The 21,224-nt window shown below is 66.4% G+C and carries 12 protein-coding genes; 6 read left to right on the top strand and 6 right to left on the bottom strand.

Annotation, left to right across the window (positions count from 1 at the left end; genetic code table 11):
- The first annotated feature begins 15 nt into the window (after positions 1-15).
- On the top strand, positions 16-477 hold the full coding sequence (locus LG299_RS08885; protein WP_404429330.1) for a GbsR/MarR family transcriptional regulator: 462 nt from the start codon (positions 16-18) through the stop codon (positions 475-477).
- Positions 478-491: 14 nt separating this feature from the next.
- Here the strand turns inward: LG299_RS08885 and LG299_RS08890 are convergent, their stop codons facing one another.
- The 6 genes from LG299_RS08890 to rlmN form a co-directional block, all read right to left on the bottom strand.
- Complete coding sequence (locus LG299_RS08890) at positions 492-968, bottom strand: NUDIX domain-containing protein (protein ID WP_404429332.1); 477 nt, start codon at positions 966-968, stop codon at positions 492-494.
- A 6-nt stretch (positions 969-974) separates the two neighbouring features.
- The gene (locus LG299_RS08895; RefSeq protein WP_404429334.1) at positions 975-1,988 is read right to left on the bottom strand and encodes an aldo/keto reductase family protein; all 1,014 of its coding nucleotides are present in this window, start codon (positions 1,986-1,988) and stop codon (positions 975-977) included.
- Between the two features lie 34 nt (positions 1,989-2,022).
- Complete coding sequence (locus LG299_RS08900; protein WP_404429336.1) at positions 2,023-4,302, bottom strand: VWA domain-containing protein; 2,280 nt, start codon at positions 4,300-4,302, stop codon at positions 2,023-2,025.
- 101 nt (positions 4,303-4,403) lie between these two features.
- Complete coding sequence (locus tag LG299_RS08905) at positions 4,404-5,177, bottom strand: ABC transporter permease (protein ID WP_404429338.1); 774 nt, start codon at positions 5,175-5,177, stop codon at positions 4,404-4,406.
- On the bottom strand, positions 5,174-6,106 hold the full coding sequence (locus LG299_RS08910) for an ABC transporter ATP-binding protein (RefSeq protein WP_404429340.1): 933 nt from the start codon (positions 6,104-6,106) through the stop codon (positions 5,174-5,176). The genes LG299_RS08905 and LG299_RS08910 overlap by 4 nt, the downstream gene beginning before the upstream one ends.
- A gap of 71 nt (positions 6,107-6,177) precedes the next feature.
- Positions 6,178-7,416, bottom strand: a complete 1,239-nt coding sequence (gene rlmN / locus LG299_RS08915; protein ID WP_404429342.1) for a 23S rRNA (adenine(2503)-C(2))-methyltransferase RlmN — start codon at positions 7,414-7,416, stop codon at positions 6,178-6,180.
- 176 nt (positions 7,417-7,592) lie between these two features.
- Between rlmN and LG299_RS08920 the strand changes: the two genes are divergently transcribed.
- The 5 genes from LG299_RS08920 to LG299_RS08940 all read left to right on the top strand — a co-directional run bounded on the left by LG299_RS08920 (position 7,593) and on the right by LG299_RS08940 (position 21,203).
- On the top strand, positions 7,593-11,348 hold the full coding sequence (locus LG299_RS08920) for an AAA family ATPase (RefSeq protein WP_404429344.1): 3,756 nt from the start codon (positions 7,593-7,595) through the stop codon (positions 11,346-11,348).
- Entirely contained in the window at positions 11,345-18,820 is a 7,476-nt protein-coding gene (locus LG299_RS08925) for a hypothetical protein (RefSeq protein ID WP_404429346.1), read from the top strand. Before LG299_RS08920 ends, LG299_RS08925 begins: the two co-directional genes overlap by 4 nt.
- The gene (locus tag LG299_RS08930; RefSeq protein ID WP_404429348.1) at positions 18,820-19,338 is read left to right on the top strand and encodes a Pycsar system effector family protein; all 519 of its coding nucleotides are present in this window, start codon (positions 18,820-18,822) and stop codon (positions 19,336-19,338) included. The genes LG299_RS08925 and LG299_RS08930 overlap by 1 nt, the downstream gene beginning before the upstream one ends.
- A 109-nt stretch (positions 19,339-19,447) precedes the next feature.
- A complete protein-coding gene (locus LG299_RS08935) occupies positions 19,448-20,266 on the top strand; it encodes a hypothetical protein (protein WP_404429350.1) in 819 nt (272 codons plus the stop codon).
- Positions 20,267-20,339: 73 nt separating this feature from the next.
- Positions 20,340-21,203 carry a hypothetical protein gene (locus tag LG299_RS08940; protein ID WP_404429352.1) on the top strand — a complete coding sequence of 288 codons (864 nt, stop codon included), beginning with the start codon at positions 20,340-20,342 and terminating at the stop codon, positions 21,201-21,203.
- Positions 21,204-21,224 lie beyond the last annotated feature (21 nt).

Raw genomic sequence — 21,224 nt, forward strand, 5'->3', positions numbered from 1 at the left:
CGAACGGTGGTGGCGATGGCAGACGATCATCCGGGCGTGGGTCCGGCAGAGCAGGCCGCGTCGATGATGATGGCAGCCGGCATGGCCCGTATGCCCGCGCGCGTCATGATGGCACTCGTGGGTTCGCCCGACGACGGCTACACCGCTTCGGAACTGGCCGAGCGGCTCGGGGTCTCGGCAGCCGCGGTTTCGGGAGCAGTCCGGTATCTGCAGACGATGCACATCGTGCAGAGGCTGTCGCGTCCGGGCGATCGTCGTGATCGCTACGACCTCGCCGACGATGCGTTCGCAGGTGTCGCGACCGGCAAAGCACCCTTGTACGGTCGGCTCGCCGAGCTCATGGATCGCATCGCCGACGAGAACGCCGACGCTCCGATCTCTGTCGCACGCGCGCGCGAGACAGCAGACTTCCTGCGGTTTCTCACTGAACGGATGCCTCGGCTCGTTGACGAGTGGCGCACCAGTCGCGGCACCTGAGCGCGGGCGGAGCGCTAGCCGCCGCTCTCGGCGAGGTGGCTCTGCAACGCCTCGAGCGCTGCGCGCTGACCTTTCACGAGACGGTCGGTGGCAGCATCCGGGGTCGTCCACTCCATCCGATCAATCTCGGCGAACGACGCAGTGCGCCCGGAGCGCGGCGGCCATTCCATCTCGAACTCGCCGAAAGCCAGCCCGTCGAGCGAGAAGCCCGCGCCGTCGGCGACGAACACCGTGATGCGCTTGCCCGATGAATACGCGAAGGTGCCGAGCTCGGCGAACGGCCCGGCCGGAGGGTCGACACCGAGCTCCTCGTGAAACTCGCGGATCGCCGCATCTAAAGCCGCTTCTTCACCCTCGACAAACTCGCCTTTCGGGATCGACCACGCGCCGGCGTCCTTGCTCGCCCAATACGGCCCGCCCATGTGTGCGATAAGCACCTCGAGGTCAGGGCTGAGTCGGTAGAGCAGGATGCCGGCGCTGGTGGCGACCATGGGCGCTTAGACCACGCGGGTCTTCGGCGAGACCGTGTAGGTCTCTTCGGCGTCGGTGACGGCGACCGGCGAGAGTGCCGCGTCGATGGCGGCCATGGTGTCGGCATCAAGGGTTACTCCCGAGGCCTTGACGCTGTCGTCGAGCTGTTCGGGGCGGGATGCTCCGACCAACGCAGCGGCAACGTTCGGGTTCTGCAGCACCCACGCGATCGCGAGCTGCGGCATGGTGAGCCCTGCCTGCTCAGCTACCGGCTTCAGCTTCTGCACGGCGGCGAGAACGTCGTCGTTCATGAAGCGCTGGATGAACTTGTCGCCGCCCTTCTGGTCGGTGGCGCGCGAGCCGTCCGGCACGGGCTGACCCGGAAGGTACTTGCCGCTGAGGACGCCCTGCGCCATCGGCGACCAGACGATCTGCGAAATGCCGAGCTCTTCAGAGGCCGGAACCACCTTGTCTTCGATGACTCTCCAGAGCGCGGAGTACTGCGGCTGGTTCGAGATCAGCTGGAACTTCAGCTCCTTTGCGAGCGCGGCGCCTTCGCGCAGCTGCTCGGCAGTCCACTCCGAGACACCGATGTAGAGCGCCTTTCCCTGGCGGACGACGTCGGCAAACGCCTGCATCGTCTCTTCGAGGGGGGTTTCGTAGTCGTAGCGGTGTGCCTGGTACAGCTCGACGTAGTCGGTGTCGAGACGCTGGAGCGACCCGTTGATCGACTCGAGGATGTGCTTGCGGCTCAGGCCGGTGTCGTTCGGGCCCTTCGGGCCGGTCGGCCAGTAGACCTTCGTGAAGATCTCGATCGACTCGCGGCGCTGACCCTTCAGCGCCTCACCGAGCACGACCTCCGCGGCCGTATTGGCGTACGCGTCAGCCGTGTCGAAGGTCGAGATGCCGAGGTCGAGGGCGCGATGCACCGTCTTGATCGCCGCGTCGTTCTCCACCTGCGAGGCGTGGGTGACCCAGTTGCCGTAGGTGATCTCTGAGACTTTGAGTCCGCTGTTGCCGAGGAATCTGTAATTGACCATCCCCCAACGCTAGCCGCGATTCGCCGCCAGAGGATCAGCCCTCGAGAGTCGAGTCGGAACCACCCCGCGGACGCTTCCTCAGGTCGCGGAGCGACCACTTCGGCTTGGGTGGCGTCTTTGCGGGATGAGCACGGTGCCAGCGCGCGAGCCACTTGTCGTGATCCTCGGGAATGATCGGATCGATCTTGTTCTCGCCGGCCTTCGGCTCGTCAGGATCAGGCTCTTCCTTCGTGGTGACCGCACTGAGTGTCGCGCGTCGCCGGATCTCCGGAGTCACGACGATCCTCTTCTCTTCGCCGGGAACGAACCCACTGCGCAGTGTGTACAGGTGGTCGATCTCTTGATCGAAGGTGCCAGCCGCTCGGAAGGCGTCCAGGATCACCAGGTACTGCCCCGGTGTTCCTTCTTCGGTCAGCACATCGGCGACGTATAGCCCCTCGTCCGCGGTGCCGATCGCCCCTTCGGAGAGAACGAACTGCGACCACGCGCCGACCGGCGAATACACGTGCGCGGTGACCGAAGCGCCCGGCACCGGGTGCGGGCTCAGCAGCCGCGCGCGGATGCGGAACGACTTGCCACGGACAGGATGCCGCGGCACGATGCTCGCTTCGAGACGTATCGCATCATTCACCTCGAAACCGAGGCTGCGCAGGCCCGCCGAGCCGAGCCCGGACCCGAGCACTTCGACCTGCCAGGTGCCCGGCTGCGGCTGGTCAACCTCGTAGAACGAGTACGGGTAGCGTCCTCGCACGGCCCGCACCAGCGGTCCGGCGGGCACCGCGTTGCCATCCGGGTCGTAGATGCGCACGCGCAGACCCTTCTTGCCGGTCCGCCACATCGCACCGAGTGACGCATGGCTGCTTCCCTCGCTGATCGGGACTCCGAACCGCAGCGAGCGGCCTCCCTCCTCGCCGTTCGCGCCTTGCTCGTCGCCGCCGAAAAACGGCGCGGTCGGATCGATGACCGCACCGACGCCGTCGATCGAGTCGAAGAAGATGACGCCGCCGTTCTCGCGACTTTCCCCCGCGATCTGCACCAGCGCCGCCGTGATGGCCGCCTCGGCCGCCGCAGCGGAAAGGTCACCTGAGATGGGGAAGTAGCTGGCGCCGGTGACGGTGCTGATCGACTGCAGGAGCGCGGCATCTTGATCTCCGCCGAGACCGATCGTGTAGACGCGAACACCATTGGCCACCAGATCCGGCAGAACGGCTTCGGCCGTTTCGACGCCGACGTTCTGTAGTCCGTCGGTGAAGAGCACGATCACCTGGCTCGCCGCACGGCCGCCGGCGACAATCGCGGTAAGGCCCCGGCGCAGTGCGTCGCCGATCGCCGTTGCACCGCCGGCCACCAGATGGTCGATCGCCGTGTGTCGGTCGTCGCGCCAGGCGACTTGGGCCGCGGCCGCCGCGGGAACCTCGCTGCGGAGAACATCCTCGGTGACGTTCGACGAATAGGTGACCAAACCCAACTCCTCGAGAGGATTGACGTAGTCAACCCAGAAGTTCGCGCCGATCTTCAGCTGATCAAACTTCGCCCCCGCCATACTTCCGGATCGGTCGAGCACGAGCTCGAACCGCTGCACCGGGATGAGCGTCGTGCAGGTGATCGCGGCGAGCGCCCCCGGTGCCGCAGTCGCCGGCCCACCCGCACCCGGCGCGGTCAGTCCGTACACGATGCCATTGTGATTGGCGTCAGCGGCCATGTAGGTCCAGCAGGATTGCGCGCCGTTGATGTTGTTCTGGTTGTTGTTGGCCGTGCTGTTGTGGTTGCCGGCGTGGCAGTACTCGGTGGGCTCCCCTTGTTGCAGAGTCGCGATGGCACCGGTGTAGTCGCCGATGAAGTCGCCGAACGTGTCGTAGTCCGCCCCGCCCCCATCTGTCCAGCGGGTGTAGTTGGTCCAGTTGTAGCCCTCCATCATGGAGGCCTGGGTGCCGATGCTCCCCTGACACACCGAGCCGTTGTTGTACTCGTCGCGGAGATCGTAGAGATAGTGAGCAAGCTCGTGGGCCATGATCGTCGGCCACATCATGAAGTCTTGCGACATGTCCATCGCCTCGGTCGGGAACCAGAGCCGCGCCGACGTCGAGTTGGGCCAGACGTCACTGTCGGGATGGACGAACACGCTCGCGTCGGCACCCCCGAAGCTGTTGGTCGCGTACAGCACGGTCCCGATCGAGTGAGTGCCGTCGGTGGCATCGTGCAGGATCCGCGATGCCTCGTTGAAGACCTCGCAGAAGAAGTCCAGTTCGCCCACCTGAGGCTGATAGCGCAGAGAGACCGTCAGATTGAACCTGCCGCCATTGAAAAAGCCCATGACCTTGCCTCCTCATCGCCCCCGCAGGTTGCAGGAGCATCACCGCGAAGAGGGGCGGTGGGGAGGTGATGATACTTCGGGATTAGGCCTCGAGCGGTGTGTCACACATTGCGGCGCTTGACCCAGAACGCTGCGAACGCGACCCACGCAGCAGTCCAGAGCACCGTCGCGATAACTCCAGCTACCGGATCCAACCGTGACGGATCCGATGCGACGGTGAAGAAGTTCGTGGCGGCATTGCCAGGAAAGGTGTCGCTGAAGAGCACGAACACGTCGAGGGGGACGAGTCCGATGATCACCGGCACGATGTAGACGAACCCGAGCGTCGCTCCGACTCCTGCAATGGTGGAACGAAACACCAGCCCGACTGAGGTCGCGATGATCGTGAGGCACGCTCCGTAAAGGATGATGTCGGCGAGGACCCGCACCACTTCGGACGCACCGAGCGAGGCGGCAGCACCTCGAAGGGCGACCGAGACAAAGAGAGTCAGCAGCATCGAGACGGTGCTGACTGTGAAGCCCAACGCCGCTGCCAGCAATACTTTCGCCAGCACAAGGGGGGTTCGGCGCGGGAGCGCGGCGAGGTAGACCGCGATGGCGCGGTTCTCATAGTCGGCCGTCGCAAGGATGGTTCCCAGCAGGACGAGCACGATCGCACAGCCGAAGAATCCGGCCGAGACGGAATCGAGGACGCTCGCTTCGGTCGGACTCGAATCAGACACGGTCCAAAACATCGTCAAGATCACCGTCGAGGCGATCGCGGACGACACCAGCCACCACGTCGAACGAAGAGAACCAGCCTTGAGCCATTCCGACGCGAACGCGCCGCCGAACGTCGCTCGGGGCTCTGCGTCAACCGCCGCTGTCGAGGTCATGCGAGGCCTCCGTTCGCTGTACCCGACGACCCGGAGGCGTACTCCTGGTCGCCCTTCGTGAGTTCGAGGAACGCCTCTTCGAGCGATCCCTGCTGAGGCGTGAGTTCGTGCAACTCGATCGATCGAGCGAAGGCGAGAGCACCCACTTCGGGAGCGGTCGCGCCCACGACCACGAGCGTCCCGTCAGGTGCGAGACGCGCCGAGGCGCCGATGTCGGCGAGCGCCGCCAAGAGAGCGTCGGGTTGGGGCGAACGCACCAAGACATCCGATCGGGTCGCCTGTGCGACCACGTCGTCCACCGCCCCCTGGGTGATGAGGCGGCCCCGCCCCATCACGATGAGGTGGTCGGCCGTGAGCGCCATCTCTGACATGAGATGGCTCGAGACGAGCACAGTGCGCCCGGCGGCGGCGAGGCTCTTCAACAACTCGCGCACCCAGTGCACGCCATCAGGGTCCAGGCCGTTGACCGGCTCGTCAAGGACGAGCGTCTGTGGATCGCCGAGCAACGCGGCCGCGATCCCGATGCGCTGGCGCATACCCAGCGAGTACGTGCCGACGCGGAGGGTCGCGGCATCCGTCATTCCGGTCACGCGAAGCACTTCATCGACGCGCGACACGGGAATCCCGTTCGTGGCCGCGATCGCCCGCAGGTGCATTCTTCCCGAACGACCGGGGTGAATCGCGGCGGGATCGAGCAGGGCGCCGAGATCCCGGAGCGGAGCATCCGACTCGGGGAAGCTTCGCTCGTTCACGCGCACCGACCCCGAGAGGGGGCGATCCAAACCGACGATCATCCGCATCGTCGTGGACTTGCCCGCACCGTTCGGCCCCAGCAGACCGGTGACACTCCCCGGCTGCACCGTGAAGCTGATGTCGTCGACGGCGACCTTCTCGCCGAAGACTTGACGCAGGTTCTCGACCTCGATCATGGGGCTCCAGACGTGGACGGCGGGCTCGGCAGGGATGCCTACGACGCTATCGCCTTCGCCGAAACCTCAGCTCAGACCTCAAGCGGCGTGCCCGCGGCAACCCGTTCGTCATCCTCGGTGGTAGCCAACTGACCGCACGCGCCGTCGATCTCTTTGCCGCGGGTGTCGCGAAGGGTGGTCGGGATGCCTTTGGCTTCAAGTCGACGGACGAACTCGTTCTGCACGCTGACGTCGGAAGCCGTCCAGATCGAACCCGGTGTCGGGTTCAGTGGAATCGGGTTCACGTGCACCCAGCCGCGGCCGCGGTCGTTCAACTTGTCGCCGAGCAGATCGGCGCGCCATCCGTGGTCGTTCATGTCTTTGATGAGCGCGTACTCGATCGACACGCGACGCCCGGTCCGGTCGAAGTAGTTGCGGGCGGCATCCAGTGCCTCATCGACCTTCCAGCGCGAGTTCACAGGAATGAGTTCGTCGCGGAGCTTGTCGTCGGGAGCGTGCAGCGAGAGGGCGAAGGTGACGGGGATGTCTTCGTTCGCGAGCTTGGTGATCGCGGGTACAAGCCCGACCGTCGAGACGGTGATTCCGCGGGCACTCATGCCGAGACCGTGCTTCTTATCGGCCATCACGCGCACGGCCTGCATGACACGGGCGTAGTTGGCGAGGGGCTCGCCCATCCCCATGAAGACGATGTTCGAAACCCGGTCGGCCGAGTGATCGTCCTTCTTCTTGCCGCCGAGACCGCCGTCTGCGATCAGACGGTTGGCGCGCACAACCTGCTCGACGATCTCAGCCGCTGACATGTTGCGGGTCAGGCCGGCTTGGCCGGTCGCGCAGAAAGGGCAGTTCATTCCGCAGCCGGCCTGCGACGAGACGCAGAGCGTGATGCGTCCGGGGTAGCGCATCAGGACGGACTCCACGAGGGCGCCGTCGTGCAGCTTCCAGAGGAACTTGATCGTGTCGCCCTTGTCGGTCTCGAGGCGCTTGACCTCGGTCAACAGCGGTGGCAGCATCCCGTGCACGAACTCTTCGCGACCCTCCGCCGGAAGGTCGGTCATGTCGGCGGGGTCGTGTGTGTAGTGCGTGAAGTAGTGGGTCTCGAGCTGCTTGGCGCGAAAACCCGGAAGACCCAGTTCTTTGACCTTCTCGACACGCTGGTCAGGAGTCAGATCGGCCAGGTGGACCGGCGGTTTACCGCGCTTGGGGCTGGCGAACTGCAGAAGAGGTTTGCCGTCGGCGTCGAGCTTCTGCGACCATCCTTCGGTCGCCGGACGCACCTGCCGGACGCGCTTGCTTTCAGATAGGTCCGTCATGCCTTCAGAGTAGGGGACGCACCTGCAGGATGCCTGGTGAACGAGGGGTTGGCTCCCGCACGCAAAGACATAGCGGAGCGGACTGCGTTCATGAGATATTTCTCATACACCCGGCTCGCCGCGTGGCGGCCAACGTTGTACCGCTCTCCCCCATTCGCCGGCCGCCGATGTCGTCGATGCCTCAAAGGAGGGCCACGCTGAACGCGCTCGTCGCGGCCTCGGCACTGAGCCCGCGCCTTCTCCACGGCATCGCCGACGTACCCCAACGCCATCTCCGCATCGACGGGACGGCCGTGGTGGTCGACATCTCGGGGTTCACCACGCTTTCTGAGCAACTCGCCGCCGCTGGGCGCGAGGGCACCGAACAGTTGATCGCGACCCTTTCGCGTATCTTTACGGTGCTGCTCCCAGTGACCGACGACGGCGGCGACGTGCTGAAGTTCGCCGGTGATGCGCTCTTCATCCTGTTCACCGGCCCCGACCACGCGAAGCACGCCGTGCACGCAGCGTGGAACATGAACCGCGTCCTCACCGCGATCGGCGACATTCACCTTCCCGCGGCGCGTGCGAAGCTCCGAATGTCGGTGGGCGTGCACTCCGGCACGTACGAGGTCATCCTCGCCGGCGACGACTATCTCAGCGCGATCCTCACCGGGGCTGCGACGTCGCGCGTGCTGGCACTGCAGGACGCCGCCGAGGCCGGCAAGATCCTCGTGAGTCACGCGACAGCGGCGTACCTCCCCGAGAAACAGGTGTGCCCAGCGGAGGGTGTGCACGACGCGCATCGTCTGTTACGGGCGGGTTCGGTGGCGACCGCGTCACTGATGGCCCTGTCGGCCGGGCGCACGCAGGCCGCCGATCGATTCATGCCGCGGACATTCGCCGAACGCCCTGACCTGCTTGGCTCTGAACCCGATCACCGCTGGGCAGCCATTGCCTTCGTTCAGGTCTCGGGAGTCAGCGAGAGACCGGGCGAGGACGATCTCGAGCACATGAGCTCCCTGACGCTTGCCGTCGAAGCGATTGCGGCCGAGACCGGCGTGACCCTCCTCGACGTCGACCCGGCGCAGGGCGGGTACCGGTACTTCCTCACCGCGGGCGCCCCGACATCGGTCGAAGACCCCGAGGGCAGGATGCTGAGCGCGGCCTTGAGAATCGTGTCGCTCGAGACCGCCTATTCGCTGCGGGCGGGAGTGACTTCGGGCCGGGTGTTCTCGGGCTTCGTCGGTGCGCACTTCCGTCAGACCTATACCGTCATGGGCGACCCCACCAATCTCGCCGCACGACTGACCTCGCGCGCCGAGCCCGGCACAGTGCTCGTCGCGCGGAGCGTGCTCGAGCGCACAACCCGCGCCTTCGAAACCGCCGACGGCGGCACGATCACCGTGAAGGGCAAAGCTCAGCCGATACCGGTGGCGATCGTCACGCACGACGGTGTTGGCCAGGGTGAGGGTCTGCAGACCCGAGCCGAGTTCGTGGGGCGGGATCCCGAACTCACGCACCTGCGCGAGGTCGTGGCGCAGGCGTCCGAGGGTGTGGGCTCGACACTGGTGGTCACCGGGCCTGCCGGGATCGGCAAGTCCCGGCTCGTCGCGCGATCGCTGGACGAGACGGCACTCACGGTGCTGCGATGCCACGGGGATCGCTACGCCGCTTCCACCCCGTATCGCACCCTGCAGTCGCTGTTGCGGCCACTTCTCGGGATTCCTCCGCAGTCAACGCCCGCAGAGGCGGGTGCCCGGCTACGTGACGTGGTCGTCGAGCGTATTCCTGACCTCGAGCCGTGGCTCGCGCTGATCGCCCCCGCGGTGCGGGCCGAGGCATCCGCCAGCGCCGACGTCGACGCGCTGGATGACGCATTCCGCGGCGAGCGCACGGCATCGGTGTTGCAAGAACTGCTCGTCGCCCTCACGGATAGGAACGGATGCCTCGTCATCGAGGACGCGCAGTGGGTCGACCCGGCGTCCGCCGCCGTGCTCACGGCACTTGCCGCGGCAGACGAGCGGCACGCGTTCATTGTGGTCCGGCGCACCGAACCGGGCGGGTTCGAGCCCGAGGGCGAACACCTCGCCGTGAGCGGACTCACCCGCGATGAAGCATCCGATCTCATTGAAGCGGTCGCAGGACGACGGATGCTTCCCGCCGACCTCGCTCCCCTGCTCGAACGCGCCGAGGGCAACCCGCTGTACCTGATCGAGCTCGCCTCGGGCCTGGGCACCGATACCGATGCGCTCGGAATCGAGCAGCTCGTCGGCGAGCGCATCGATGCCCTCAGCGAAGCGGACCGCACGTTGGTACGACGGGCGTCGGTGCTCGGTACGCACATTCCGCTCGGTCTCTTTATGAAGTGCGTCGGGATGCCCCTGCTCTCGAGTTCCCTGTCGAGCTTTCTCGAACTAGGCATCGATGCCATCTCGTTCCGCAGCGAGCTGTTCCGCGACGTGGCCTACGACCAGCTCACCTTCCAGTCGCGCCGAGAACTGCATGGCGCGGCGGCGGCGGCAATCGCCGCTGACATCTCGCTGGGTGGAGCAGCGCGTGACACGATGCTCGCCACGCACTACGAAGCCGCCGGCGACTGGGCGTCGGCGCGCGCAGCAGCCGAGCGCGCCGCACGGTCGGCGGAGCGGTCGTTCGCGCTGGAAGAATCGGTCCGCGCCTACCGCGTTGCCATCGAGGCCGCCCGCCGCTCGGCGGGGTCTGCGGAGGATGTCTCGCGGCTGCTCGAATCGCTCGGTCGCGTGAGCGTGGCGGGCGGGTGGGCCGCAGAAGGCCTCGAGGCGTTCTCGGCCTCACGCAAGCTCATGAACGATGCCCTCTCGCGCGGACGCATCGACCAACAGCGCGCCTACGCCCTCAACATTCTCGGCCGACACGAGGAGGCGGTGCGGGCGCTGCGCGCCGCGCGCCGCGCGGCAGCCGCCGAGGGCGAGAGCGGCCACGGGCTCGTTGCGGCGATCGCCGTCACCGAGGCCGGCGTGCGGCTACGCCAGGGCAGGTGGGCCGACGTCCGCGACCTCACCGGCGAGGCCATGGAGCTTCTGCGCACGCACCCCCCGACCGATGACACCGTCAAGCGCGTACTCGCGGATGCCTATCGCTATCACGACACCGCCCTGGGCGAGCTCGAGGGCGATGCCGCGATGGTCCATCTGCAGTCGGCGCTCACGCTCTACGACGAGACCGGCGACGAACTCTCAAAGTCGAAGGTGCTGAGCCTCATGGGCGCTCGCGCATACTTCCGCGGCGCGTGGGACATGGCAGCGATGCTGTACGCGCAGGCACGGACGGCGGCGGATGCTGCGGGCGATGTCGTGGGCGGAGCGATCGAGGCCGCCAACACGGCCGAGGTGCTCACCGACCAGGGGCGCATCGACGAGGCTCGGCCGCTCATTCGCAGTGCGCTGCGAGTTTTCGAAGCATCCGAGAATCCGTACCTCGTCGCGTTCGTCACCGGGTTCGCCGGGCGAGTGGCGCAGCAGGCGGGCGATCCGGTCGCCGCGCAAACAGCGTTCGCAAAAGCCTCCGCCGGGTTCGACGCGCAGGGCGACCCCGGATCCGCGCACGACGCCCGAGTGCGGTGGGTGGAAGCCCTCCTCGATGCCGGCGACGTCCAGGGTGCGCGCCAGTTGCTGAGCGAGATGGCCCCCGATGAGCGCGGAGCGCGGCTGCTGCGCCAACGCGCACGGCTCGCGCTGGCGGATGGATCGCCGGCCGAAGCGGCCGATTGGGCCAAGGCCGCAGCCGAAGACCCCGCAGCCACCCCGCTCGAGCGCGGACTCTCTCTTGCGCTCGTCGCCGTGCTGGAGGAATCTAACACCATCAGGGCCGAGGCCGAGTCGCTTCTTGTCGGTCTCGGCATCGTAAACGTCTCGGACATCGTGACTGCACCGCCACTCCCTCTCTCCCTGATCGAATCGAACCGTCGATGAACACAGACCGCTCCCCCGCCTCACCTCGCCGAGGTCTGCGCATGGTGGCCGTGGCATCTATTCCGGCGCTGATCATCACCGGGCTCGCGACCCTGAGCGCGGTCGGACCGGCGGTGGCCGAAGAGTTGCCGACGGAGGCGGAGTCGTTCGTGGTGGCGCAGAGTTCAGCGGGCGAGATGAGCGAGACGTTCATGACCTCGGACGGACAGCGCGTCTTCTACACCTCCACCGCCACCGATCTCGTCGGGGGCGACGACAACGGCGAATCAGATATCTTCGTGTCGGTCGCAGCGCCCGGTTCGGACGACCCGTTCTCGGGCGCAGAGGTCCTTGTGTCGGCGCCTGATGGGCCGGTCGGAGACACCCGCGCCTACGGAGCCAGCACCGATGCGGTCGCCAGTGCGAACGGGCGGTTCGTCGCCTTCACGAGTACAGCCACCAACCTCACGGAAGATCCGACGGTGGCGGGGCGTAGCTACGTCTATGTCCGTGACCTCGTTGCCGACCGCACGTTCCTCGTGCGCGGCGCCGAGATGCCTGACGGAGATTCGTACGATCCCGACCTCACCGATGACGGTCGCTACCTCGTCTTCACCAGCACCGCCACCAATTTTGCCCCGACCGGTCCGTTCGGTCGCCCCGACAATTTCGTCGCGGACCTCGATGCCGATTCAGACGGCACACTCGGTGACATGGCCTTCAGCCGCGTGAGCGGCGAGATTCAACTGGATGCCGAGAACGCGTCGCCGCGAATCAGCGGCAACGGTCGCTACATCTACTTTCTCTCCAGCATCAACGGCATCTGGTCCGAGAGTTTCTCCATCCCCACTCCGTACGTGAACAATCTCTACCGGGTCGAGCGCGGAATCGCTGGCGGAGAGCTCGTCTGGGGTGGCGTGCAGAGTGCCACAGCGACCGTCCCTGTCCCGTCTGTCGACGCCAGCGGCCAGGTCGTCGCCTTCGCTACCGACTTCTGTGGCGGCGACCCGTCGATTGCGGTCTCCGCGTGGGACAACGGGTTCTTCACCGTCGCCGTCGGATGGTGGTTGGTGGAGCGGACCGTCGGAGACGTCTCGGCGCCGACGATCTCGGCCGACGGAAACATGGTCGCGTGGTCGACAACTCAACCCGCATCCTTCAGCGGCCCTGACCCGCAGCCGCTCGCGACCCCCGTGATCCGGATGGAGGCGCCCTCCTGGGCCAATGCCTCGTCCTCCATCGACTGCGACGGAGATGCGCCACGACGGCAGGTCGATGCCGGAGCGGGCGAATGGCCGTCGCTGTCCGCATCCGGTCGCACGATCTCATACGCCGACGGCACCGCGATGCGCGCCGTCGACCTTCACTCGCACGACGGACTTTCCGTTACGACGGTCAACGACTCGATCGTCGAAGCCGGTTTCATGATCGGCGCCGACACCAGCAACGTTCCGCTCACCCAGCTGGGCAAGTATGCCTCTGCACTGGCAGATGCCCCGATCTACCGTCTCCCCATCTACCGGTTGCCGATCTACCGACTCCCCATCTACCGCCTCCCGATCTACCGACTGCTCATTGACGACGCGCCGATCTACCGACTGCCGATCTACCGACTCCCGATCTACCGACTCCCCATATATCGCCTCGATGTTCCCGGCGGCTGGGCTGAGCTCTTGGCCGAGACTCCTTTCAGCGGCGACCTGATCCAAAGCGTCACACTCGACGAAGTGCTGGCGTGGGCGGCCGCGAACATCACCTCTGACGATGAGCCACTGCGGCGTGCAGCCGAACGCATCCAGTCGCTGTCTCTCGACGACATGAACCTCGATGACAGCGGGCTCGACTCGTTGTCGATGGCATCGATCGTGCTCGGTTCCGCACCTGTAGTCGAACTCGCCATCCCCGGACCTGGCCAGAACAACGAAGAGCGGTGGCAGGCCCTCGTGAACGCCCAGGGCATCGTGGACGCCCAAGGCAGCCCCCTCGACGTCAATGGTCAGACGTTGCTCGCCGAACTCGAGTCCGCCGGACTCGACATCGGTCGATCCGGGGTCGACGCCGTGGCTCTGAACAGCATCCCGATTGCCGAAACGCTCTTCGACGAGCTGCAGATGACGAACACGGACGCGGGACCTGGTCTCTTTCTCGATGGAACCCCGATCGGCGCCCTCGACGCGTCGTCATTGGGCGCGCTCTTCGACGGACCGCGAACCGGCACGCTGGCCGCGAATAAGAGCACCCTGCTGCCGGACCTCACGGCGGCCGATCTGGCGTCGAGTGTCCCGGGCGATGTCACCTTCGGCGACCTGCTGTTTTCGCTTTTCGACGTCGAGAGCTACCCGTGGGAGCAGGTCGACCCGTACGACATGATCGGCGCGTCCCTGGGCCCGTCTCCGGGCGAGTGCACCGAGCTGTTCCGTTGCTCGCAGACCGTGAACTTCCGCTTCACCTTCGATGCGGGCCCGGGCGAAGCGACTCACTTCTCCGCACCGACCGCAACCGTCACGCTTCCACCGCAGACAGTTCCCGGCGGGACGAGCGTCGCGGCGACCGGACCCGGTCTGGTCTCGTTGTCAGACTTCTGGGATTACACCGGTCCTGTGCAGGCGGATGGCACCGTGCTGCGCTTCCCGCTAGACGACACCAGCGCCGGGTCGATGTATTCGTTCAACATCGGCTATCCCGTCACCACCACGCTCCTGGACGGCGAGTCGACCGCGACATTGACCAGTGGCGACCTGACCGCATCGGCCGGCGTGTACGGGACGCGGGCGGTTGCGTCGATGGATGACCCGACCAACGAGCGCAGGAACGGTCAGTGGTTGGATCCTTTCCGTCCCGGACGCGAACTGGTGCCGGGCAACGTCTACTACGAGTGGATCTCGCCGCTGTACAAGTCGTACGGCGAAGGAGGACCGCAGATCGGGCCGGCGGCCGACGAGGACTGGTTCATCATCACACCCCCCCAGCCCGGCCAGCGCCTGATCGTCTCTACGAACGCCACAGACGGTCAGATCGCGATGGCTCTCTACCGGGACGGGGCGCCTACTGCTCCCCTCGGGACGACCGACGCCGGGATGGTTCCGGCTACTCCGGTCACCGAACAGTCCACGCCCGCCGCTGTGCAGGCTGCATCCGGCGCCGATGTCGCCCCCGAGTTTGACGGCAAGACGCTGGTAGATCAGGTCTCCGTCGGCGGCGACGGAATCGCCCAGATCGAGGCGGCTTCGTCTGACGCCTCGACCGGAAACATGCTGCTGCGTGTCTCGAGCGGCAACGGACAACCCAGCTCGTCGCTGTACTCGGTGCGCGTGCGCTACCTCGACGAGCCGGCCGAGGTTGCCTGCACACCGTGGGCTCCCCAGACGGCCGACCTGATGCCTGGCCAGACCAGCCCGATCGGTGACGACACGAACACCCTGTTCATCATCGACACGCAGCGATTCGCCTCGACCCACGGGGCGACCGCAACGAACGACGTGCTCGCCGCCATCGCGCAACTCGAGGGCAAGGGTGCAATCGGTTCACAAGTGCGCGGTGCCGTGATTTCGGTCGACGCCTCGCCCGAGGTCAACGCCGCGCGCAGCGGCGCCGAGGGCGCCGACGCCTACCCCTGCTCGATGCGCAAGCGCGCAAACCTGGTCACCGAGATCAACCAGTACGTCGCATCCGTCATCGCTGGCCACGAAGACCAGATCACTTCGGTGGTCGTCGTCGGCGGCGACGACATCGTGCCGTTCGCACCGGTGACGCAGAACACATCGCAGTTCAATGAGGCGAGCCACTCCGCGAACCTGCGACTCGCGGCGCCGCTCACCGGGGGCACCTGCCCAGAGACGGTTCCCGAAGGCACGGTCGACCCCTGCGCCACACCCCTGTCAGCGGCCGCAGCGACGAACCACATCCTGACGGACGACCCGTACGGGCTCGCCGACGCCTACGAGACGCTCGGCGGACACCTCTACTTGCCGACCGTGGCCGTGGGCCGACTCGTCGACTCTCCCGCGCAGATCACTGCTGCTCTGCAGCGCTTCGTCACCACCAACGGTGTGCTCGAGGCGGACTCGACACTTACTGCCGGGTACGGTGCGTGGAGCGAGCTGCCCGACCTTGTCACGTCGGCGCTGGATTGGCGATCGGATGCTGATCAAGAGCTCGGCGCGGATGATCCTGAAGGCATCTGGGACGTGGACGACACTGAATCAGCACTCTTCCCGACGGGAAACAGCGCGCGCGTCGTGTCGATCAACACGCACGCGGATGAGCGCCGGATGCTTCCGGGTATCGACGGCGCCGAGGACGGCGTGTTCAGCGACAACTCTCTGTTGCAGGCCGCGGACTGGGTGGATGCCCCCGAGCTCTCGAACGCTTTGGTCTTCTTGATCGGATGCCACGCGGGCAACAACCTGCCGGGTTCTTACTACGGCACCGACGCGGCCGACTGGACCGATGTCTTCTCCGCCGCGGGGGGCTACGTCGGCAACACCGGATTCGGTCTCGCCAACAACGTGACGACCGCGCTGAGCGAGCGACTGCTCGCGCTCTACGCGGACTGGGTCGGCGTCACCGCAGGAGGGAAGGCCGTCTCGACCGCCGGAGCGCTCACGCTCGCCAAGCAGGCCTACCTCGGACAGCTCGGGCTCTACAGCGGCTATGACGAGAAGATTCTCATGCAGGCGGTCTACTACGGGTTGCCGATGTACACCGTTTCTCAAACCGCGACAAAGTTCGCGCCGCTGCCGACGGTGCCCCAGGGTCCGGGCGGATTGCAACCGGTGGGAGAAGGAACGCTCGGCGTCATGTCTGCCGCACTGACCCTCAGCCCCCAGTTCACAATCCCCACCGATGCGCAGGGCAACTCGCTCGGCTACCTGACGGTACCCGGGCAAGCTCCCGCCGTCGTCCCGGGCCAGCCCGTCCTACCGAGGATCGTGTCGAGACTGGATGCTGCACCCCCGGGCCTTACCGCGCGCGGAGCGCTGATCACCGGACTCACGTCGATCATCGAGGAAGACATCACCGAGCCTGCCGTCACCCAGCCCGGAGTAGGAATCGACCAGGCCGCGGCGACCAAGACCGATGTCGCATTCCCCTCGAGCTACGCGACCGTCTCGCGACAGCAGACCGCAGACGGGCCGATCGATCTGTTGATCGTCACACCGGCGCGGGTGACGATCAATCAGAACGGTCGTGGTGTCGTCGAAAAGTTCACCAGTATGACACTCGAGGCGACGTATGGCGACGCCGCCAGCACCGACAACACCGCCCCCGTGATTCAGTCCATCCAGCTCCCCACACCCGGCAACACGACCATGTCCATCCGGGCGACGGACATGAGTGGCCCACCCGACACGATCGCCGGAATGGTGCTGCTCGTGCAGCCCGAGGGCTCGCTGACCTGGTCGAACGTCGGGGTCACCCGCCCCGGCGGCACCGACACCGGCGACGAATGGACGGCGGAGGTGCCCAACGGCCCGTTCCGGTGGATTCTGCAGGTCGTCGACACCGCGGGCAACGTCACGACCGAGACCGCGCGCGGCAAGCTGGCCGTCACCTCTGACCCCACGTACCCCGAGTACACAACCGGGGGCGAAGCCACCGCCGAAGTCGGCAGTCGTTTTGTCCGGACGATCGAAGTGACGGATGCTTCGCTCGACGAGAAGCTCACCGCCACGTACACCCTGCACCGAGGCGCTCGCAGCGAAGACTCACTCGGCAATGAAGAGGCGAGCGGCGTCGCGCCCGTCGTCACCGGCCCCGACGGCAAGACTCGCCTCACGATCGACCAGCCGATCCTCAGTCCCGGGCCGTTCACCGTGGTCCTCAAAGTCTGTCGTGGCACAGCGTGCACATCGGGTTACATCGACCTGAACGTGCCCGTGCCCAATAGTGCGCCGTCCGCGACGGTGTCGATCTCGAGCTCTCCCACCGCCGTGTGGCCCACATCGGTGCTGACGGCGACTGCCGAGACTGCTGACGCAGACGAGGGCGACATCGTCTCGGTCGGCTACACGTGGTCGGTCAACGGTGTGGCCACGGCCTACGGCGAGAAGTTCCCCATGAACGGATACGTCGCGGCCGGCGACGTGGTTTCGGTGAGAGCCGTGCCCAACGATGGCACGACCGATGGCCACGGAGCGACCGCCGAAGTGAGCGTCCTCCCCGCCCCGCCGCTCCCCACGATCACCGCGACTGCGACGAACGCAGACGGCGTCTACACTGCGGGCACCTGGAGTCGTTCACCCGTCACAGTCACGTTCGCCTGCGCGTCACCGGTAGAGGTCACCATGTGCACGGGGCGCCAGACGGTGGAGTCGACAACCGTCGAGGGAACGCGCGTGTCGGGCTTCGTGACGGACATCAACGGGCGCACCGTCGCGCTTGAGACCCCGGTCCATGTCTTCGTCGACACGGAAGCACCGACCCTCGCACCGACCGTGACCCCCGCCTCCGTCACCGTGGGCGACCCCGCCCCTGAAGCCGTGGCGAACGCGAGTGACGCGGCATCCGGAATCGACCCCGCATCCGTATCGTGCGAGGCGCCCGACACCGCGACTGCCGGTTCGAAGACACTCACGTGCACCGCGACCGATGTGGCCGGCAACTCCGCAACGGGTGTCGCCAACTACACCGTGCTGTCGTCAGGACCTGCAACTCCAACGATCACGGTGACGGCGACGGCGGGCTCGTCGACCTACGTCGAAGGCACGTGGAGCCGGCTGCCGGTGCGGCTCACCTACACCTGCACGTCCGAGGTGAACGTGACTTCGTGCCCGAGACCGAGGACTGTCGCACGCGAGACATCGAGTTCCGGACAGGTCGTCACGGCAACGATGCGCGACGCCAATGGTGAGACCGCATCGGTAGCGATCACGGTCAAGATCGACAAGACCCCACCGAAGCTGTCGGTGTCTGTGTCGCCCTCCACTGTCGCGGTCGGTGGGACGGCACTGGCGCTCCCTCGAGCGACGGACGCGGCATCCGGCATCGCATCGCAGACGTGTGGCGCGGTCGACACCAGCACCGCAGGCAAGAAGACACTCTTCTGCACGGCGACGGATGCCGCGGGCAACACTTCAACCGCGAAAGCGACCTACACCGTCACCAAGCCTGGACCGCCAGCACCTCCGGCTCGGTGCTCGGGCGTGCTAGATCGCGCCGCCCTCGCGCCGATAAACGCCGACGGATCCAGCGTCTTCCGGGCGACTTCGGGTGTTCCGCTGGTGTTCCGGGCGTGCGATGCGCAGGGTCAGGCGATCGGTACGGAGGGATTCGTCACGGGCGTCGACTTGGTCGAGACGAGGTCTCTCCCGCGTTCTGCCAAGGTCAATGAACTGTGGTTCCCTCCGATCACCGGCATGGCCTACTCGACGGTGACCAGAACGTGGATCAGCACGCTAGCCACGTCCTCGCTGATCGAGGGCAAGAAGTACACCTACCGGGTCTCGCTCGCGGACGGCACGTCGTTTCTCGTGACGTTCGGGGTGCGGTGATGAGTACGCCCGACGAGGCGGTACCGGACGACCGAACGGCGGCACTGGCCTCCGACATGCTCAGCGAAGTGACGACCGAGATCGATCGCGCCGACCAGAAGGCGTCGCTCTTGATCGGAAGCCTCGGTATCGCGTTCAGCATCGTGCTGAGCGCCGTGATCGGCGGCGACTGGAGTCCGATGTCGCTCAGCCCTGTCGGACTCGTGCTGTGGGTGGTCGGGGCGCTCGGCGCCGGTGCATCGGTAGTCGCCGCGGCGCTCGCAGTGTGGCCGCGGCTCAGCAAAGGGCCCGGTCCCGGGGCGATCACGTACTGGGGGCAGGTGCGCGGGCTGTCGTCTCCCGCCGCCGTCGCCCAGGCGCTCGCTGAGCGCGGACTGCACGCCCCCGAGCGCACATATCAGCAGCTGCTCGTGCTCTCGGCGGTCGTGCAGCGCAAGTACCGCTCGATCCGTTGGTCGATGGTGCTGGCGGGGGTCGGCGTGACCCTCATCGTGGTGGCATTCCTGTTCGTGGCCTGACCCCTCCCGCGCGAGCAATCGGAGGACTACCGTGAGGGTGTGAGCGAGTCGACGCTGAAGTCGGTCGTGGTCGCGCGGCCCCTAAACATGCGGGCAGGGCGGCTGTGACATGGATGCCTCCGTTCGCGCCGAGCTCGATTCGCTGAGGATCAGGGCGTACGGGCCCGACGCCGACATCGACGCCGACCCGACCGCACTTTCACGGCTGTCCGACCTCGAAGAGACCGTGCGTTTCGAACGAGGAGCGGACGTCCCTACCGACGCACAGATGTTGGACCCGCCGTCGTCGCACGCGGGCCCCGTGATTGATGTCGGGCCCCCGTCGATGTCGGAAGTCGTCGACGCTCCCTCACGCCGAGGGTGGGAGCGAACAGTCCTCGCCGTCTTCGCATCCGCGGCTGTCGCCGTCGTCGCGACGGTCGCTGTACTTCAGGTCACGCCGCCGGTCGACACCGCGCCCGCTACTGTGCTGCGCGCGGACTTCGTCGACGTCCGTGAGGCGTACTGGTTCGTGAATGATCTCGATTCGGACGTTCTGATGCGGATCATGATCGACGACGTCGTCGGAAGCGACGGGGCACTGTCTTCGCGGTTGCCGGCGTCGAGCTTTCCTACCAGCGGCACCATTACCTGGGTTGAGCCTTTGGGCGAGTTCTTCGGCTGGAATCTCTGGGTCGCAAGCGCCGCCGGAGCGATTCAAGAAGAGCACTGTCTCTTGATCGAGCGGAACGGTGTGACGCGAGCACGGTGCGTGGTGGCGAGCTTGCGGTCACAGAGCGCGCTGCTGGCACCTGTGTCGTACCGAGACATCCCTTCGGATGAACGCGCGGGTGTGCTCGCCGACGGGGAACGGATCGGATTCTGGTGGCGGGACAACTCAGAAGTGACTCTGCTGGTCGGTCCCGAACCGCGCAGGTGGGGTGAGTAACACAAGAGATATGGTGAACCCTATGGCCCGACCCGGCGATGTGCGCGTTGCGACGTGGTGGGTTGTGGCGTGAATGGATGCTGAAGCCGAAGCTGAGCTCGAAGCCCTGCGCCGCCGCACCTACGGGCCCGACGCTGATATCGACACCGACCCCGAAGCGCTCGAACGATTGACGGCACTCGAAGACGAAGCACTCCGCGCTCGGGCTGAACAAGCCATCGTCGAGGCGCCACCCGACGTCACTTCCGAGCCCACGGGCGCGCGAGCCGGCGTCCCGATGCCGGAGACCGTGCCGGCACCAGCCGTGGTCACGTCCGACCCGGTCGGGCGCTCCCGCCCGCGGGCACACACGGCGCTCGTCGGGGTGGTCGGCGTCGCGGCGCTCATCCTGGGCACACTCGGCGGGATGAACGCGGGCATCGCCAGCCTCGGCACGTCGGCACCGGTCCCGACCGCGACGTCGCCGCCCGCAGTGTCCCTCATGGATCCCGTTCTCGAGGCTGAGATCGCCGATGTGCTCGAGTTCGCGCTCGACGCTGAGGTGCTCATGACGCTCGGACTCGACGGGGCCTTCGGTACGTACGTCGATGTGCCGCAGGATACCGAGATTCCCGGCTTTCCGATCCCCGAGCCCCGGTGGATGTCGTCGTTGGGCGAGTACTTCGGATTCGACCTCTGGATCGGTGGCAGCATCCGCCTCGGTGAGGCGATCGAGCCCGGACCGCAGACCCTGTGCCTGGTGCTCATGCAGCCCGCGACCAACCGATCACGCTGCATGGAGCGTGAGGCGTGGGACAGCGGCGCGATGCTGCTGGCTGTTCCGTACGCCGAATTGGACGAAGCCGAGCGACCGCCCCACATGACCGCCGACCAGTCGCTCGGATTCTGGTGGACATCCGAGGGCAAGCTTCGCGTCATGCTCGGACGACTGGACTGATCACCGCACGGGACTATCTTT

It is taken from the genome of Microbacterium lacus, from assembly GCF_044794305.1.
GTDB classification, from domain to species: Bacteria; Actinomycetota; Actinomycetes; order Actinomycetales; family Microbacteriaceae; genus Microbacterium; species Microbacterium lacus_B.

Coding starts and splice junctions, on each gene's coding strand:
- LG299_RS08885 (WP_404429330.1), top strand. CDS start 16: ATGGCAGACGATCATCCGGGCGTGGGTCCGGCAGAGCAGGCCGCGTCG.
- LG299_RS08890 (WP_404429332.1), bottom strand. CDS start 968: ATGGTCGCCACCAGCGCCGGCATCCTGCTCTACCGACTCAGCCCTGAC.
- LG299_RS08895 (WP_404429334.1), bottom strand. CDS start 1,988: ATGGTCAATTACAGATTCCTCGGCAACAGCGGACTCAAAGTCTCAGAG.
- LG299_RS08900 (WP_404429336.1), bottom strand. CDS start 4,302: ATGGGCTTTTTCAATGGCGGCAGGTTCAATCTGACGGTCTCTCTGCGC.
- LG299_RS08905 (WP_404429338.1), bottom strand. CDS start 5,177: ATGACCTCGACAGCGGCGGTTGACGCAGAGCCCCGAGCGACGTTCGGC.
- LG299_RS08910 (WP_404429340.1), bottom strand. CDS start 6,106: ATGATCGAGGTCGAGAACCTGCGTCAAGTCTTCGGCGAGAAGGTCGCC.
- rlmN (WP_404429342.1), bottom strand. CDS start 7,416: ATGACGGACCTATCTGAAAGCAAGCGCGTCCGGCAGGTGCGTCCGGCG.
- LG299_RS08920 (WP_404429344.1), top strand. CDS start 7,593: ATGCCTCAAAGGAGGGCCACGCTGAACGCGCTCGTCGCGGCCTCGGCA.
- LG299_RS08925 (WP_404429346.1), top strand. CDS start 11,345: ATGAACACAGACCGCTCCCCCGCCTCACCTCGCCGAGGTCTGCGCATG.
- LG299_RS08930 (WP_404429348.1), top strand. CDS start 18,820: ATGAGTACGCCCGACGAGGCGGTACCGGACGACCGAACGGCGGCACTG.
- LG299_RS08935 (WP_404429350.1), top strand. CDS start 19,448: ATGGATGCCTCCGTTCGCGCCGAGCTCGATTCGCTGAGGATCAGGGCG.
- LG299_RS08940 (WP_404429352.1), top strand. CDS start 20,340: ATGGATGCTGAAGCCGAAGCTGAGCTCGAAGCCCTGCGCCGCCGCACC.